At 55.1% G+C, this 16,289-nt stretch carries 14 protein-coding genes and 1 pseudogene; 9 read left to right on the forward strand and 6 right to left on the reverse strand.

Translation table 11 applies throughout. The features are described from left to right. Positions 1-83: 83 nt before the first annotated feature. Entirely contained in the window at positions 84-1,277 is a 1,194-nt protein-coding gene (locus ACSQ13_RS04820) for a phosphoglycerate kinase (protein WP_176250132.1), read from the reverse strand. A 140-nt stretch (positions 1,278-1,417) separates the two neighbouring features. Here ACSQ13_RS04820 and ACSQ13_RS04825 point away from each other — a divergent pair, with 140 nt between their 5' ends. Further along, positions 1,418-1,924 carry a peptidylprolyl isomerase gene (locus tag ACSQ13_RS04825; RefSeq protein ID WP_176250131.1) on the forward strand — a complete coding sequence of 169 codons (507 nt, stop codon included), beginning with the start codon at positions 1,418-1,420 and terminating at the stop codon, positions 1,922-1,924. After that, positions 1,917-2,471, forward strand: coding sequence for a peptidylprolyl isomerase (locus ACSQ13_RS04830; RefSeq protein ID WP_295511935.1), 555 nt, complete (start codon positions 1,917-1,919; stop codon positions 2,469-2,471). Before ACSQ13_RS04825 ends, ACSQ13_RS04830 begins: the two co-directional genes overlap by 8 nt. 286 nt (positions 2,472-2,757) lie before the next feature. On the opposite strand, the gene ACSQ13_RS04835 is transcribed toward ACSQ13_RS04830, so the two are convergent. The 4 genes and pseudogenes from ACSQ13_RS04835 to ACSQ13_RS04850 form a co-directional block, all read right to left on the reverse strand. Further along, positions 2,758-3,783: a transketolase gene (locus tag ACSQ13_RS04835; RefSeq protein ID WP_295511933.1), complete on the reverse strand. Its 1,026-nt coding sequence runs from the start codon at positions 3,781-3,783 to the stop codon at positions 2,758-2,760. Between the two features lie 380 nt (positions 3,784-4,163). Further along, positions 4,164-4,670 (reverse strand): bactofilin family protein, encoded by a 507-nt coding sequence (locus ACSQ13_RS04840; protein WP_176250129.1) that lies wholly within the window; start codon positions 4,668-4,670, stop codon positions 4,164-4,166. Then, on the reverse strand, positions 4,660-5,988 hold the full coding sequence (locus ACSQ13_RS04845) for a M23 family metallopeptidase (RefSeq protein WP_295511932.1): 1,329 nt from the start codon (positions 5,986-5,988) through the stop codon (positions 4,660-4,662). The genes ACSQ13_RS04840 and ACSQ13_RS04845 overlap by 11 nt, the downstream gene beginning before the upstream one ends. 212 nt (positions 5,989-6,200) lie before the next feature. Next, positions 6,201-6,365, reverse strand: a pseudogene (locus ACSQ13_RS04850) (DUF455 family protein); the annotation flags it as partial. 161 nt (positions 6,366-6,526) lie between these two features. Between ACSQ13_RS04850 and ACSQ13_RS04855 the strand changes: the two are divergent. Next, positions 6,527-7,378: a hypothetical protein gene (locus ACSQ13_RS04855; protein ID WP_295511952.1), complete on the forward strand. Its 852-nt coding sequence runs from the start codon at positions 6,527-6,529 to the stop codon at positions 7,376-7,378. On the opposite strand, the gene ACSQ13_RS04860 is transcribed toward ACSQ13_RS04855, so the two are convergent. Continuing rightward, positions 7,328-8,457, reverse strand: a protein-coding gene (locus ACSQ13_RS04860; protein ID WP_295513100.1) for an IS3 family transposase whose coding sequence is annotated in 2 segments (ribosomal slippage) — positions 7,328-8,211 and positions 8,211-8,457 — 1,131 coding nt in all. Because the reading frame shifts where the segments join, the coding sequence is not laid out codon by codon here. The two genes, ACSQ13_RS04855 and ACSQ13_RS04860, sit on opposite strands and share 51 nt — an antisense overlap. A 155-nt stretch (positions 8,458-8,612) precedes the next feature. On the opposite strand from ACSQ13_RS04860, the gene ACSQ13_RS04865 reads away from it, so the two are divergent. From ACSQ13_RS04865 to ACSQ13_RS04890, 6 genes are read left to right on the forward strand one after another with little or no spacing between them, the layout of a single operon-like run. Continuing rightward, positions 8,613-9,188, forward strand: a complete 576-nt coding sequence (locus ACSQ13_RS04865) for a hypothetical protein (RefSeq protein WP_435988226.1) — start codon at positions 8,613-8,615, stop codon at positions 9,186-9,188. Then, positions 9,185-11,056, forward strand: coding sequence for a hypothetical protein (locus ACSQ13_RS04870; RefSeq protein WP_295512858.1), 1,872 nt, complete (start codon positions 9,185-9,187; stop codon positions 11,054-11,056). Before ACSQ13_RS04865 ends, ACSQ13_RS04870 begins: the two co-directional genes overlap by 4 nt. A 10-nt stretch (positions 11,057-11,066) precedes the next feature. After that, positions 11,067-13,343 carry a hypothetical protein gene (locus ACSQ13_RS04875; RefSeq protein WP_295512857.1) on the forward strand — a complete coding sequence of 759 codons (2,277 nt, stop codon included), beginning with the start codon at positions 11,067-11,069 and terminating at the stop codon, positions 13,341-13,343. Next, the gene (locus ACSQ13_RS04880) at positions 13,336-13,848 is read left to right on the forward strand and encodes a hypothetical protein (RefSeq protein WP_295512856.1); all 513 of its coding nucleotides are present in this window, start codon (positions 13,336-13,338) and stop codon (positions 13,846-13,848) included. Before ACSQ13_RS04875 ends, ACSQ13_RS04880 begins: the two co-directional genes overlap by 8 nt. Next, the gene (locus ACSQ13_RS04885; protein WP_295512855.1) at positions 13,808-14,296 is read left to right on the forward strand and encodes a hypothetical protein; all 489 of its coding nucleotides are present in this window, start codon (positions 13,808-13,810) and stop codon (positions 14,294-14,296) included. Before ACSQ13_RS04880 ends, ACSQ13_RS04885 begins: the two co-directional genes overlap by 41 nt. Then, complete coding sequence (locus ACSQ13_RS04890) at positions 14,293-16,221, forward strand: AAA family ATPase (RefSeq protein ID WP_295512854.1); 1,929 nt, start codon at positions 14,293-14,295, stop codon at positions 16,219-16,221. The genes ACSQ13_RS04885 and ACSQ13_RS04890 overlap by 4 nt, the downstream gene beginning before the upstream one ends. The last annotated feature ends 68 nt before the right edge of the window (positions 16,222-16,289 follow it).

Below are 16,289 nucleotides of genomic sequence, written 5' to 3' on the forward strand. Positions count from 1 at the left end.
ATTCGCTGTTAGCGGAATTCTGTTCACATCGGGGTGCCGGAATTTTCAAAAAATTCCGGCCCGTTTTCTTTGAAAGAAAACGGCTAGCCCCCCAAAGCGGCCACACCCGGCAAGGTCTTGCCTTCCATCCATTCCAGAAACGCGCCACCGGCGGTCGAGATATAGGTGAAATCATCCGCTGCACCGGCTTGGTTCAGCGCCGCGACCGTGTCGCCGCCGCCCGCGACCGAAATCAACGCGCCATCGCGGGTCAGTCGTGCTGCCGCCTGTGCCGCCGCCACGGTCGCGGTATCAAAGGGCGCGATCTCGAAGGCACCCATGGGGCCGTTCCAGATCAGCGTTTTCAATCCGGCAAAGGCGTTCTGGACCAGTTCAACAGTATCGGGTCCGGCGTCCAACACCATCTGGTCGTCGTCGAGCACGGTATCGGGGCCCAGCTGGACCACCTCGTGATCCGCACCCGCCGCAAATTCGCGTGCGACCAGCCCGTCCACAGGAAGCAAGACGCGGCATCCGGCTTTGTCGGCTTGCGCCATGATGTCTTTGGCGGTGTCGAAAAAATCAGGCTCCGACAAGGATTTACCAAGCTGCGCACCCATTGCGGCCAGAAACGTATTCGCCATGCCGCCGCCGATCACCAGCAGGTCGAGCCGGTTCACGAGGTTTTCCAGCAACTCGATCTTGGTCGACACCTTGGCCCCGCCCACCACGGCACCCACGGGGCGTTCGGGCTTGGCCAATGCCGCCTCAAGCGCGGAAAGTTCGGCTTGCATCAGGCGACCTGCACAGGCGGGCAGCAACCGCGCCAGTCCTTCGGTCGAGGCATGGGCGCGGTGCGCCGCCGAAAACGCGTCGTTGCAATAGACATCGCCCAGACCCGCCAGACGTTGCGCGAATTCGGGATCATTGGCGGTCTCGCCGGGGTGAAAGCGGATGTTTTCCAGCAAAACCACATCGGCGGCCGCGATTTCCTCGGTGCCGGTCTCGGCTGCTTCGAGCGTTTCGGCCAGCACCACCTTGCGGGCAAGGGCAGCCTCAAGCGCGGGTTTCACAACCAGCAGGCTCAGGTCTTGCACGCGTTTGCCCTTGGGGCGGCCAAAATGCGCCAGCAGCAGCGGTTTGCCGCCTTTCGCCAGAATGTCATGCACCGTGGGCACGATCCGCTGGATGCGCGTGTCATCGGTGACCCGTCCGTTTTCGACCGGTACATTGATATCAACCCGCACCAGAACCCGCTTGCCGCGCAGGTCCATGTCATCCAGTGTTTTCCAGCTCATCTGTTTTCCCAATCCAATCCGCAGTTGGCCCTGTGTTTTGCCGTTATCACGCGCGGGGTCAATGCACCTGCTTGGCAATTGCTGCAAGTCGTCTTAGGTAACAGGCAACGATTTACCAAATTTACGGATAGGAGAGCGGCATGGCCGAGATCAAAGACCCAGAAAACACGATCCTGATGGAACTCAAGGGCGGGACCGTCACAATTCAACTGCTGCCGGACCTTGCGCCAAAGCATGTCGAGCGCATGAAAGAACTGGCCCGCGCGGGCAAGTATGACAACGTGGCCTTCCACCGCGTCATCGAAGGGTTCATGGCGCAGACAGGCGACGTGGCCAATGGCAACATGGAAGACAACTTCAACCTGCGTGCCGCGGGCACGGGCGGGTCGGATTTGCCAAACGTACCGGCTGAATTCTCCAAGGTGCCCCATGCGCGTGGCAGTATCGGTGCCGCACGTTCCGCGAACCCCGACAGCGCGAACAGCCAGTTTTTCATCAACTTCAAGGACAATGACTTCCTGAACGGTCAGTACACCGTTTACGGTCAGGTCATTTCCGGCATGGAACATGTTGATGCGATCACACGCGGCGAGCCGCCTGCGAACCCTGACCGCATGATCAGCGTGAAAGTTGCCGCAGATGCGTAAGCTATTTGCAGCAGCTGTCACCACCGTCCTGATGGGCAGCGCGGCAGTCGCCAGCGGGCTTGAAATCACCGTCGATGGCGAAGCGCAGGGCGTGATCAGGATTGACCTGCTCGAAGACGTGGCCCCCCAGCATGCGGCCCGCCTGACGGCATTGGCAGCAGCAGGGGCCTATGATGGCGTGGTGTTTCACCGCGTGATCGACGGCTTCATGGCGCAAACCGGCGATGTCGAATTCGGCAAGGCCGGTGGCGACACCGGGCGTGCAGGTATGGGTGGCTCTGACATGGACGATCTGCCGGCCGAATTTTCGGACCTGCCGTTTGACCGTGGCATTGTCGGAATGGCGCGCAGCCAGAACCCTGATTCCGCGAACTCGCAGTTCTTTATCATGTTCGACGAAGGTCACTTCCTGAACGGGCAGTACACCGTTGTGGGTAAGGTTACCGAAGGGTTGGACGTGCTGGACGCGATAAAGCGTGGCACAGGCGGCAATGGCGCTGTCGTGGGCACCCCTGATATGATGAAAACAGTCACCGTTACCGACTGAGATCATCGTTAGAACGATTTGATGGGGCGGGCTGCAAAGTCCGCCCTTTTTCGTTTATCCGAGGCTTTGGAGGCCGGAAACGAAAACGGCCCGATTGGCGCGGAGCGCTGATTACCCAGAAGAGAAGACTTTGTTCGCGTCAATGTCAGTTCTAGAAACGCGGCGATACAAACAGACGCTCGGGTGATGGCCAAGGATAAGCCAAGGGTCATCGCAAGACCGTATCTAAATCCGAAAAAAAGGGGCCGCATAAAGCAGCCCCCTTCAAAATTAATATGGCAGCAGATCAGAAGATGGCGCGTGCGATACGGATCAACTGCAAAGTTTCAAATGCGCTGTCCTGCAAAGTCACCAACTCACCATTCACCACGGCATAGTTGTAACCCGGCGCAAGCTCCGGCAGCTTGTAGGTTTGACGCAATTCGCTTTGGGTCAGCGCGGCGGTAGGTGCCACACGCAGCCCAGCAGGAAGGTTTTCAACCCGCGCCATATCATTGATCCGCAGCAGCGACGTGTAATCTTTGTCACTCAGCAAAACCGGTTTGCCGTCTATCAAAGCATAGCGATTACCTGCTGGTGCGGGACGAAGCCCGTAGAGCGATGCAATCTGGTCGGAACTGAGGAGCAGGTTATTGTCATCAAGAGACCCGTATGGCTCCAAGTAGTCTCCTCGCTGCTCAAGATAGAGTTCGTCAAGCCGATCAGCGTCATACGCTACCCATTCGTCATAGGTCACGCCTTTCTTGGCAAGCCCGGGAGGCACGCACGGTGGGTCCTTCTTCGCGAGCCCCGGGGGGCAGTTGCGATAGGTCAGGAGTTGCTCGTCCGTGACATCGGGGAAGCTGATTTGGGAACCCAACAGCACAAGCGGTGCGGCACCAAGAAGCACGGTCATGTCACGGCTCTTGGGGGCAGGCACCTGCAGGATTTCATTCGAAATCCGCACACGGTCTTCTTTCGACCGTTTGACTTTAGCTACGATCTTGTCGGGCTTGTTTGCTTTGTCGGGCGTATTGGATTTTTCGGCTTTTTGATTGTTCGGCTTGGCTTTTTTCGATGTCGAGTTGGGTTCTTTGGGCTTTTTAGGTTCTTTCGGCTTTTTGGGTTTGTTCCCGTTAGACTTGTTCTGATCCTTATCAGCCTTGTCGTTTTTGACTTGGACGATCTGGTCGTTCAGGGCTGAGTGCAAGGTCACAACGGAAACTTCAGAAGCTGAGGAAAGCGCAGAAACTGGAAGCGCAACACTGGCCGCAAGAGCGGGGGTGGTTGCGCATGCAAAGATTGTTGCAAAAGCGAGGGGAGCGTATTTCATTGAAAGTCCTTCATACTCGGTGTGCTGGATCAAACAGATTATTCTGATCCTCAAGACTTTGACTGTCGAGGCGAACAGGGCCGATGTTCCATTCTACCACACCAACGAATGCTGCGGCGTAATAGTTCCACCGTATCTAGCACGCTGACGAAATTGACCCACTGACGTAAGTCAAAATCCGGCAGATAGCCGGACCTGTTCATGCCACGGTATGTTGACCATTCACCCTATTTCCTCCGCGTAGTGATGCCATTGGAAGAAGACGCGGGAGCGGTCAATCACGGCTCGAACGCGCCCTTCGCTAAGGATGGCCCCCCCAAAAAGAAAACGGGCACCGCAGTTGCCTGCGATGCCCGTGAAAATCTTGTCAGCGTGAAAGCTTAGGAAGCCGGGTTCGGCTTTTGTACCGGGGCGGATTTCGAACCGGGGTTCAACGGATCGTCCTGACGCTGAACGGAGCCTTCGAAATGCGCACCGCTTTCGATCGCGATGGTCTTGTGGATGATGTCGCCCTCGACCCGTGCGGTCGATGTCAGGCGGACCTTGAGGCCACGCACACGGCCAACGATACGACCGTTGATCACAACATCATCGGCAATCACTTCGCCTTTGATGGTGGCGGTTTCACCGATGGTCAACAGATGCGCGCGAATGTCGCCCTCAACAGTGCCTTCGACCTGAATGTCGCCGGTTGTCTTCATGTTGCCGGTCACGTGCAGATCGGACGACAGGATAGACGCGGGCGGCTTGGCCTTTGGTGCGCTTGCTTTGAATTCATTCGCCTTGGGTACGGCAGGTGCCGCTGGCGCAGAAGAAGATGCCGACGTGCCGGACGCTGGTGCGTCTTGCTTTGGGGCGGGATCGTTGATTTTGCTTTTAGAAAACATCGTTTGCAGCCTTGATAAAGATCATGGGATTTACAGCCTTGCCACCAATACGAACTTCATAGTGAAGGTGAACACCGGTTACCCGTCCTGAGGCCCCCATATCACCTATATGCTGTCCGCGCGATACCCTTTGGCCAACTTTCACACGCAATTTTGACAAATGCGCATATCGTGTCTCGACGCCGAACTCATGCTGTATCTTGACGAGCCGGCCATATCCTGAGCCCCAGCCTGCATGTGTTACAACACCGTCCGCCGTTGAGTAAAGCGGTGTGCCCGAACTTGCGGCAAAGTCTACGCCGCTGTGCATGCGGCGTCCGCCGGTCTTTGGATCGCGGCGAAAGCCGAACTGGCTGGTAAAGCGGAATGCGTTTTTCACAGGGTTCGCAAAGGGCGCTTTTTGCGCCGCGATCCGGTACATGTTCAGCCGGTCCATCTGGTTCAGCAGACGGTTGGCACGCAGCGTATCGGCTGTTTGTTCTTCGCCACGGGTGGAAAAACTAAGCGGCATCAAAGGGCCACCCTGACCGGAATATCCCCGGCGCACGGTTTCCAGCATCCGGTCTGTGGGCATTCCGGCACTGCGGAACATCTTGTCCAGCGGGGCCACGGAAACGGTCATGGCTTCCTCGAGCTGGCGGAAAATCGCATCGTTCTGGTCACGCATCACGGCCAGCTTCTGGGTCAGGTCCTCGGCCTGGATCAGTGCGTCCTGGGCATCAATCACGACCTGATCGCGTTCCGCGGCGGTGCGGGCAAGGGCATCTGCAAGAATGCTGATCGGCGCGGAAGACCCCGAACTCTGTGCGACCGCAGTGCCACCTTCGGCGACGCTGCCCTCGATGGCGGCCAGTTTCACACGGGCCTCTTCGCGTTGTTTCATTGTGTCGCGCAAGGTGGATTGGATCACTTCGATCCCGGTCTCAAGCTCGCGGCGGTGTGTTTCGGAGGCCAGCAATTCCGATTGCATGACCGAAATCTGTTTCAGCGCGGCGTTGAAACGTTCCTGCGCGGCCACCGCTTCTTCGGCGCGGCCGTTGCGCTGTGCGGAGAGATCGGACAGGCGGGCCTGATAGGTGCTTTGATCGCGTTTCGCCTGTTCGCGGAAATTACCCGACCCGATGCTATCCATCAGCAGGATCGCCGTGGCGATGATCGCCCAGGCAACCAGGGCGGTACATCCGGCAAAGGCGACAAGTTGGGTTCCGGGTCTAAGGCGAATAAAACGGGTATCGGTGTCTGATTTCAGAAAGACGCGTCGCTCTGGAAAATAATTTTCCAGAACCGAATGGATTTTAATCGCCAACCTCGTTCGCACGTTTTGGTATCCCTTGTTCCGTCCTTGTTCCATGCTTCAGCGCTCTCGCCTGCCGGGGCCGGCGCTGTTAGCATCAGGTGTGCTTAGCCAAGGGTGTCCAATCGGGCAAGCCTGTTACCCCTGAATGGGCGCCTTTTGAATTATTTGTCCGCAAGGGTGGCGAAAATCCGCCTATTCAATGACTTGTTCAGCACCATTCATTCGAATTCGGGTCATGCGGTTTCGGTGAGGGGCCAGTAGAAATCGGGCGGGATACCCGCTTCGGCACGCTTTTCCTCGTTGAACGGGGGTTTCAACAGCCCGTGGAAATACTTCCGGACCAGCGCGTGAAAGGCGTCTTTCGGGTCCATCTCGTGGCGGCCGCACAGAAAATGAAACCTTATGCGAACTATTGTATGAAGGTATACAGAAAGACAAGGATTGCTGATTTTTCAATTAGTTACGGTATCCAATTTCACACAGCCTATTCTGTGGCCTTTTCTATTTGGCTTGAACTAATAATGCATATACAGTTTACCGAATTACTTAGGTTTTACATATGATTAATGACTATGGATTGGTTAGCATAGTGAAGACGCCAGGCTCAGCCTTCCCACGCTTCACGTTGGCGGAGGCGGACTACGACAGTGATCGGTCCGGTTACTTCGTGTTGGGCGGTTTCGCGGTTCGAAACAACAATGGCGTAGTTCTGGGCCCGAGCATGTTCCTTCGCGCTACCTCGAAGGATCGTCTGACTTGGAAGTCGGCGCGATCGTGGGCGACTGACATCAAGCAATGGGTGCGGTTCGTTGAGTTCGTACAGGTGGGTCAAAAAGACCCCCCCTACGAATTTGACCTAATGAACGTCGACGAAAATACGCTCAAACGCTATGGTGAGTTCTTGATCAGATATGCAAAGTCGCGGGCAGGCCGTCAATTGTCGACCGCTACCGTACGCAACAAGCTCTGGCGTGTTTGCGCCATGCAGCAATGGTTTGCGGAGAATAGGTGGTTTTATGGGAATCTCGGGCCACGAGTCGAGGCCAAGGCCTTTTCGCGATCTGCGCGCCCCACTGGATTTCTCGCTCATGTTCATAGACGAAAGGCGATTGGGCCGTCAAAAATGGGGCATATGGGCTCTCAGTTCGCGCTTAGTGTAGAGGCGCGGCAACCCGATCATCTGCCGAGGGCGCTTACGCAAAGCGATCTGCGAGCTGTTGAAGGCGCGCTCAAGGCTCGCTTCAGAGCGGTTGCGGAGCTTTCTCCTCGGTATGACCAGTGTGTTCGTGACGAGCTTATATTCAATATCAGCCGGTTCGTCGTGGTCTTGTCACGGTTACGTTCCGGTCTCTCAACTCATTTATGCGGCCTTTCGTTCGAATGCCAAGGGGCTTTTCCCGCCGAGCGATGAGTGACGTCGGCGTGGATTATAGAAGCCATTGATATACTGGAATATCGCGCCTTCTGCCTGGCGGCGTGTGTCCCAACGATTGCGCCAGATCAGCTCTGCCTTGATGGATTTGAAGAATGTCTCAACCATCGCATTGTCGTAACAATTGCCCTTGCCGCTCATCGAGACCTTGAAGCCGTGCTTTGACAGGCGGCGCTGATACTCGTTGGAACAGTATTGCGACCCGCGATCCGTATGGTGAATGCAGCCTTCGGGCGGTTGCCGTAGCGCCACAGCCATGTCCAACGCCCGGATCGCCAAATCCCGTTTCATGCGGTTGCTGACAGCCCAGCCGATGACGCGGCGAGAGTAGAGGTCGAGGATGACAGCCAGATATAGCCAGCCTTCGCTGGTCCAGATGTAACTTATATCACCGGCCCATTTCTGGTTCGGGCCATCCGCAGTGAAGTCCTGATCCAGCAGGTTGGGCGCGATGTTGAACGTGTGATCGCTATCTGTTGTGACCTTATATTTTTGGGTCCTGACGACCTTGATGCCGTTCTCGCGCATCAAACGGCCCACACGCCCGTGGCCGACGCTCAGCCCCAGTTCTTGCAGTTCTTCAGTCATCCGTGGGCGTCCGTAGCTTTGCAGGCTAAGCCGATGCTGCTCACGGATGTGGGCGAGAAGTACCATATCATCTCGCTGCCGTTGGCTCATTGGGCGTATCCGCCACGCACGAAACCCACGAGACGTGACCTGCATGATACGGCAGAGAAATTCTACGGGCCAAGCTTCCTTCCAGGCGTCGATGAAGGCGAACCTCACCGGCTTTCGCCTGCAAAGAAGATTGCCGCCTTTTTTAGCACTTCCCTCTCCTCGCGCAGTAGCCGGACTTCTTTGCGAAGGCGGATGTTTTCCTTCTCAACATCCTCATGCGGCCCAGACATCAGATCGTCGTGCTGATGTTGCTGAACCCACTTGTTCAGCGTGGAGACGCCAACCCCTAAATCCGATGAAAGCTGCGGGCGCGTTAAGCCGCTGGTCGTCGCCATTCGCACAGCATCACGCCGAAACTCGTCTGTGTATCGCTTTGCCATTCCTTATCTCCTTCATAGCAAACATTGCTCGAAAGAGACCGGAACTAAAACGGGGCAAGACCATCGGGCTTCGGGTCGAGAATCTACCTGATCTCCAGGCTGGTAAGATATTGGCACTCAGGCTGAGCCACCTGCGAGATACTGATACGATAGCAATGCCACTGATCGGAAAGGGTCGCCGCAAGATCTCTCCTCCTTTCCCTGTAGCCCTTCTTCGGCAGATGCAGGCATATGCTGAAACAGCGCGAGACCGTGCAGTGAAGCGAGGAAAGGAGAAGGACCGCGGTCAACTCTTGGTGGCGCATGTCGGCTCAAGGACCGGTGCAGCGATTGGTATTCGAGCGATCCAGAAAGCCGTGAGTACTCTTTTTGTGGAGGCCGGGCTTTCCAAGCCAGAACTGATGCGCAAGGACGATGGTGCAGCGGTTAAGGACGATCAGGGGAGGTCTGTATATCTGGCAAAGTCACTGTATTCCATCCATGCATTGCGACACACATGCGCCATGCAAGTCTACTATTCGTATTACGCGGCCACAGGAGATCGCAAGAAGGCCATGAGCGCCGTACAGGGCCAGCTCTGCCATGCTGATATTGCAACGACCGAAATGAAATATGCAGAGCTTAGTCGCCGTTTCTCAACGTGGAGCTCGTTTTCCGACGGGCTGGATAGAGAGCGATCCGCGACTGAATCTTTTATGGCGGACGCGGACTATCTGGAGTTGTTGGAATGAGTGACCGTCAATTCGAAGCGGGTTTAACCAAACTGAACGAAGAGCAGCAGAGCCGGAAAAATACGAAGGACACCGCCCCCTCTTGGGAGAATGCGCGGATATTAAGAAAACCGGGACTCCAGCTTGCTGTTCGCAATCCGGAAGGCAGCGCCAATCCATACACCATAATCAAAATATCTTTCATCTCCGATTTGGGCCTCCAAGGCGTTTTGGAGAAAGGGGTTTTGCAACTTGCGAGCACGAAGAAGCTATCCTCTGTGTCGCAGAACTTGCGGGACTTGAAGAGCGGTTTCTGCGCGTTCCTAAAGCAAGAAATTAATGGCTCGAATGCAACCCGGGAGTTTTTTGGGGCGGCTAAATTTGCTGCAGATGACCTCACGAAGTTTGCGCAATACTTGCGATCTGCCGAGCTGAGCAATTCATCGCGTGATGGTCGAGCGCATGCGTTCAAGAACGTGATAAAAGCATACTTGACGGTAGCTTCCTACTCTGACCCTGACTTCCTCGCGATCGAGGCGCTCTCGAAGACGCCCGCCTTCAAGTCCCTGCCAAAAGACGCAAAGTCCAACACGGGTAGCATAAAGAGCAAGGCAAAGGACGCCGAGAAGTTTTTGTCGTATGACCAGATGATAGCCATTCATGATGCGGCGGAGGCTGAAGTCAGGAAAGTGACGCTGGAATGGCGGCACATGCAAGGACTTATCCGCCAGGGGAATACTCTTCTTGACGGCGGGCGTTCATGGGAAGCTTCTGACCTGAAGACCAACCTCCCTTTACTGCTCGCCGTCACCGGGCGAGAGTTCCCAACATTACTCCCCCCCCTAAAGGAAATTCGGAAGACACACCCGCATATAGAAGCGGCACTAAGGAGTTTGAGCAATAGCGAGATCACTGGGTTGGCTTTTGCCAAGAGAGCCCTTTATGCGGGGGCATCTCAGCTGCTTCCGTTTTTCATTCTGCTCCTGTTTATTACCCGATACAACAAGGGCGTCCTGGACAACCTTAGTTGGTCCGATATAGCCGATCGTGGCGACGTCTTCGCGTTCGCGCCATTTAAGCCACGAGCTCATTCCTTCCAGACTCGATCTGAACTTGCGGGCGATGCAATTGATCCACTATCGCTGCGGTCGATGCTGAGCGTTATCAGTTCTATGACCGAACGCCTCAGGCGAGCGTCCCCGAACGCGGAAAGTGATCGGGTGTTCCTATACATGCCAGATAAAAGTTCGGTGGTTTCCGCTGGCCTCGGAGGTGTACTCAATCAAAGGGAAATGGGAACCTTTCGGACATTTCTAAAGAGGAATTCGCTCGATGACTTCACCATTTCGAGTATTCGAGCCACGTTGCTGGATGCCATCACAAATGGAGGTGGAGGGATCAATGAGGCAGCCAGAGAGGGTAACCATTCCGAAACGATAACCACACTTCGACACTACACTTCTATCCGGACCGCCGAAGGCCGCCGCATAACGCTCGCCGAATCGACACTCCAAATGGAAAGGTGGGCAGACACAAAAGGCAAGATGGACCCACGGCACCTTACCAGCAAGGCTGACCTAAAATCAGCAACGCCAGGATTTGGATGCCTTAACCCTTACGAAAGTCCGCTCGCCGACGAAACGGTCGGGCGCCTCTGTCAATTAGAAGGCCACTGCGCCAGATGCCCGAATGCGATTCTCCGGAGCGATAACCCAACTCTTATCGCGTACGTCGTTGCGTACGCCGAGGCGGCAGCCAAGGCGACCCATTTGTCGCCCATAGTATTCGATGAGCTGCTGAATGGATACAAGCAGCTGTTCAAAGAGGTTCCTGGCGAAGTTTTGAAGATGGCACTGCAGTTGCCGAAGCCAGAAGCACAGGTCAAGTAGGGGAATTGCGATGCAGAGTTCACTACTTTTGAAGCCGTTGGATCGAGAAATCCTAAGGCGGATTGACGCTGTTCACCAAGACAACGTGCCTGTCAAAGACTGGCGGATTTCATCGACGTCTGTATTTGGGGACGATGAGTGGATCATGGAGGGTACTGCACCGCTAAATGAAAGAAAGGTGCGGTTCGCCTCTGCTTTGCCCTTAAATCAACCCGCGCTTACTGAACCAGGTTATGAAGGCCTCTTGCTTGACGCCAAGCTGTTAATTTGGAACGCTGCGGTAAAAGAGAATGGCTTCTCGTCTGGAACTAAGCCTGGTTCCACCTTGCGCTACCTGCGAGCGATTTTCGCGTGGATGATGCGGGAGAACCTCCCGGATTTTAGCTATGTTACACGCGACCGGGTGTGGGCTGCCGGCGTAATTGATAACCCGCGCACATTCGCAGGCTCACTTCTCGAACACATCGGCGGAGACCCGGAGCAAATCGTTCCCTCGACGCCCACAAACTACTTGAATATGTTTGCCATGATTTTCAGGCAATTCGACATACTCCAGGCGTTCGACAGGCCATGTCTACCTGAACATCCTTTTGACACTGGGGAGAGTTCTTTGGTGGCTAACGAAATTGGGCGAAAGGAAATGGATGAATGGCGTCCTGTCCCTGACGAAGTTCTCATTCCTTTACTGAACGCATCCGGAGATTGGCTCGGGCAAAGAGCTGAAGATGTGATCGAGGTCACGGACATTTTTTTGACCGCTAAACGGTATCATGCCGGTCGCGGTGTAGGTGGTCAGTATGCAACCTCAATCGCTAAGAAGGATCTGGCCAAATTTCAGTTTTCGGAGATTGATGGCGTTCCGTGGCATAAACCTCTCGACAATAATCGTGACGAAAAAACAGAACTGGACAAGGATACCAGTGTTCTACAGCTCGGACGGTTAGTCCGCCGTGTTCAGGCCGCGGCGATGATTGCAATTCAACAGAGTTCCGGAGTGCGCGCAGGGGAATTGCTCGAACTTCCTTCGGATATCCGAGAAGATGGTACTGCCGCTTGTATCGAGGAGCGACCAGTCGCCTCAGGTGCGAAGACTCTCGTAATCCTTCATTCGATAACCACCAAGATTAACGAAGGCATACCAGAAGCTCATGAATGGATTGTTGGCGTCAAACCGAACTTGCCATTTGATAAGCCCCCAGATGTTCGGGCACAGCGTGCAGTGGATATTCTCGTTCGGATAGGGAACCTACTCAAGACGCCCAATACTAATCCGGAGGTGTCGAAATCTCTTATGGTAACTTGGAGAAATTCAGGCTTACCACCTGACGGTTCAAACCTGTGGAAAACGACGAACGCAGGCCTTAACGATGCCATCCGTCAATTTCTTGCTCACACATGCAAGGATGAATTGGCGGCGCTTCCGGACGACTCGCCGAAGCTGGTGCAGGATGGTTGGCTCGGAGAATGGCGGGACTCAGGTGGAAGCTTGCTCCACAGTCATCAGTTGCGCAAGGCCTTTGCCAACTTCGCGTATTCAATGGAGCCCAGCCTGAAAGAAGAGATCCGGATCCAGTATGGTCACATGTCCATTGCGATGACGGGGCGATATACGAACAACGAACACCAGATAAGGCAAATGAACGAGATGGAGGCGCAGCTTGCCGCTGAACATATCGTTGCTGCTCTTTCTGAAACAGCATTGGCAGGAAAAGGTGCTGAAGAGATCAAGCATAGAGGCGATTGGCAAGAACTGCGCGATCACTTCGATCAGGCCAATCCGGAAGACCGACATCAAGTAGTCGCAAAATGGTTGCTCGAAACACGTCGTTTGATGGACGAAGAATACCGGGTTGTTATCGATGGAAAGCGCGAACTAAGGAAGGCCAAGCGCAGTGCGGTTTCAAATGCCGCTCACGGGCTCTGCGCTGCGGTTTCTATTCGATCAGACGATATGGAGTGTAGGAAAGATGGCTGTTCGACGCACAGCATATTGGATGGGTTGGGGGCAGATAAACGGTATCGGACACCAAGCAGATGTCTCGGCTGCATAAACTACCTCGTTTTGCCTAAGCATCGTCCTTTCTGGGAGGATAGGTTCCGGAGATCTCAGGAAAGCGTAGCGTTCATGAAGGCCCAGAAACATCCTCTGTCGATGTATCAAACACAGCAGAACGCTGCCAAGCAATCGCATGCGTGGCTCAAGCAAATCGGAGCGACTGACGAGGAACTCAAAAAGATCACCGAGGAATGTGTCGAGTTAGCTCGGAGGAAAGTCACCAATGATTAAGCGCACTCGCAAGAAAAGCGTTAAGCCGGAAGCCGTCAAAGCCGATTTTCATGCGGCCTTGGACCGTCTGATCGAGGGGAAGCCCAAGTCGAAAGATTTGAGAGCCCAGGCAGCATTGGGCAGATTAAAGATCAACACTACCAATCTGGCGAAGGAGGCAGGGCGATCCGCGGCACTGATTTGGCGTGATAATTATGCAGATGTAAAAGAGCGGCTGGAAAGTCTGTCCGCACCGAACCGAAGCATAGACGTTCCTCCAACAGTGTCAGCAATCCGTGAGTTGCGAGAAGCGCTCAAGCAGCAGGTGGATGAGGCGAAACGCCACTGGGTCGATACCGTAGAATTGCACGCGAGACTGGCGGAGCAAGAAACTGTTATTGAGACGTACCGATTGGATATCGAACGGATCTCGAAGGATGCACACGAGTTGCGTGTCGAGAATGCTAAGCTGCGAGGACAGATTCATGGGAAAAACGTCTCAGCCTTCCCAAGCAAGAAAAAGTAACCGCTCGGCGGGCCGTGAAGCCGCTGAACGTGTTCGCTTGCTGATCGACAAATGCGCTGCCCAGGGGGGAATTTTGCCCGTCAAAAACGGAGCGCTTTGGCATGCCGAAATCAAGCGGCAAGCCAATTTGAGCAATGGTCAGATTGACGGCAACAGCGAAATCAAAGCGATGCTGCAAGCGCACGCTGACCTACATGAAGTGCAGTATTCTCGTCGTGGTCGTGTTGCCCCTGAAGAAGACACTCCACGTGAAGTAGCTGATGCTACCTTGATGGTACCCATCGAGCGTCTGCGCGATGCGCAAATGCGTCTTTCGGCGGCTGAGCGAAAAAATGCGGAATTGAGGGCAGAGAATGCACGCCTTCGTAGCCAGCTTATGCGGGGCGACGAAGTTGCAGAGTTAATTGCTTTGGGCGGTCGCATCGAGCCAGGAGAGCTTGATCTTTGACATTCCAACCGATCAGTTTAGCAACCGGACTTCCTGCGCGCCCCTCCCTGTTCGCAGAGTATCTGGCTCGGGACCGAGCTTTCGAATACATCGGTCCGGCTCGCGCGAGCGCGCTATTCGAAACTCTCGGATCGGATTTGCGAGAGGCCATTCTTTCGATAGATGACCGTGTTGTTGACATCATCGGTGAGGCGCCGGCGATCAATGCTGCGGCGGTTTTGGAGACGCGACTGCCTGAGGCAGAGTTTCTGACATGGCTGACAAGCGTCGGGGCAGACATCCCTATCTACAAGGCCATAAGCATAGCGAGAGCATGGGGCAAACAGGGCACAGAGGCCGTAAGGCAGAACCCATACCTGCTGCTTGCTGTGAGTGATTGGAAAACCGTCGACCGAGTTGCAACAAGCGCAGGGGTCTCAAAGCAAGACCCGCGCCGTCAGATTGCCGCCATAGAGGCAGCTCTGATGGGGCAGGGCGGATTGAGTAGCGGGTCTACACTCATGACTATGGAGCGCGCTCTACGACGCGCTCAGAGGCTTTCTAAGCACAGGATCGATCCAGAGATCATAGACCGTGCTGTCGACGCAGGAGCTGCTGTTGCACTTGGAGGGGCGCTCCAGCCACCAGGTGCAGCACACATGGAGGCTGAGTGTGCACTCTTGCTGGCGAAGATTGCCCCCCAGGCACCGTGCTCTGGCATCACGGAGGCAGACGCGCTGGAAAGACTCGTGGATGTATGTGAGGCAGGGCAGCCATTCCCCCTTACAGAAGCTCAGCGCGAGGCTGTCAGAATGTCTCACCGGCATCGCTTGTTGGTCCTGGCAGGCTATGCAGGGTCAGGTAAGACAACAGTTCTAAAGGGCATTTGCAATACGCAGGAGTCGATTGGCAAGGTACCGCTGATCATTACCCTGTCGGGACGTGCTGCGCAGCGCGCATCTGAGGCGACTGGACGGCGGGCGATAACCGTAGCCCGTTTTCTCATCGAAATGAAAAAATCGAACGGCCCGTTGGGGCCGGACCACGTCCTGATCGCTGACGAGGCGAGTATGCTTGGGGTCGTTGAGCTATGGCGTATGCTTCGGCGGATTGGTGAAGGTTCGCTCGTCCTTTGCGGCGATCCTGCCCAGCTGCCGCCTGTATCTCCAGGCGTTGTGTTCCACCATCTCGCGGCCGATCCACATATCCGGAAGGTTGTCCTCGATCGGGTCCACCGGCAGGATCAAAGTTCGGGAATTCCTTCGCTCGCAGAAGGAGTCCGAAATGGCTCCATCGCAGACCTGCCATCCTTCAAGGGACCTGAGCCTGGCGTTTCTTTCCAGCCATGCGCCCGAGAGGTTTTCTGTGATGAAATCCTGCGGATTGGCATGGAGCTTTCGGGCGGTGGGGATAAGCGCTCTACTATGCAGATCATTGCGCCGACGAACCGGGAAATCGGACAAATCAATGCCTATTTTCACAAGAGAATACTTCGGAGGAAACCAAATCTATGGCCAAAAACTCGGCATATTGCTGAGGGCGAACCGGTCATTTGGACGCAAAACGATCCAAAGCGGGGTCTGACGAATGGCGCTTTGGGCCGCATCATCATGATCGATGGGGATGTGATTCATGCGAAGATCGACGGCGCCATGCATGAACTTCAGCAGCAAGATGGACAGTTTCTCCAGCTCGCTTGGGCCATCAGCGTTCACAAGGCGCAGGGAAGTCAGTGGTCACGCGTGATCATCCCAGTTTACCAAAGCATGATCGTGGATCGCTCCCTGATCTACACGGCGCTCACGCGGGCGCAGGAGCAAGTAATTTTTGTGGGATCTTTCTCTGCAACTCGCGGTGCTGTTGAACGCAGACCGACGGCAGAGAAGCGCAACTGTGGGTTTGCTGCATGGCTGAAATTGGCACGAGGGTCGTCCGACTGCCGGTAGCCGGAGGCTTTCACAGACGCCTTTCCACTGGGCATATCATATGCTGCAAGTGGCCCGTCAAACCTCCC

This window comes from Sulfitobacter sp. SH22 (assembly GCF_965641905.1).
Taxonomy (GTDB): Bacteria; Pseudomonadota; Alphaproteobacteria; order Rhodobacterales; family Rhodobacteraceae; genus Sulfitobacter.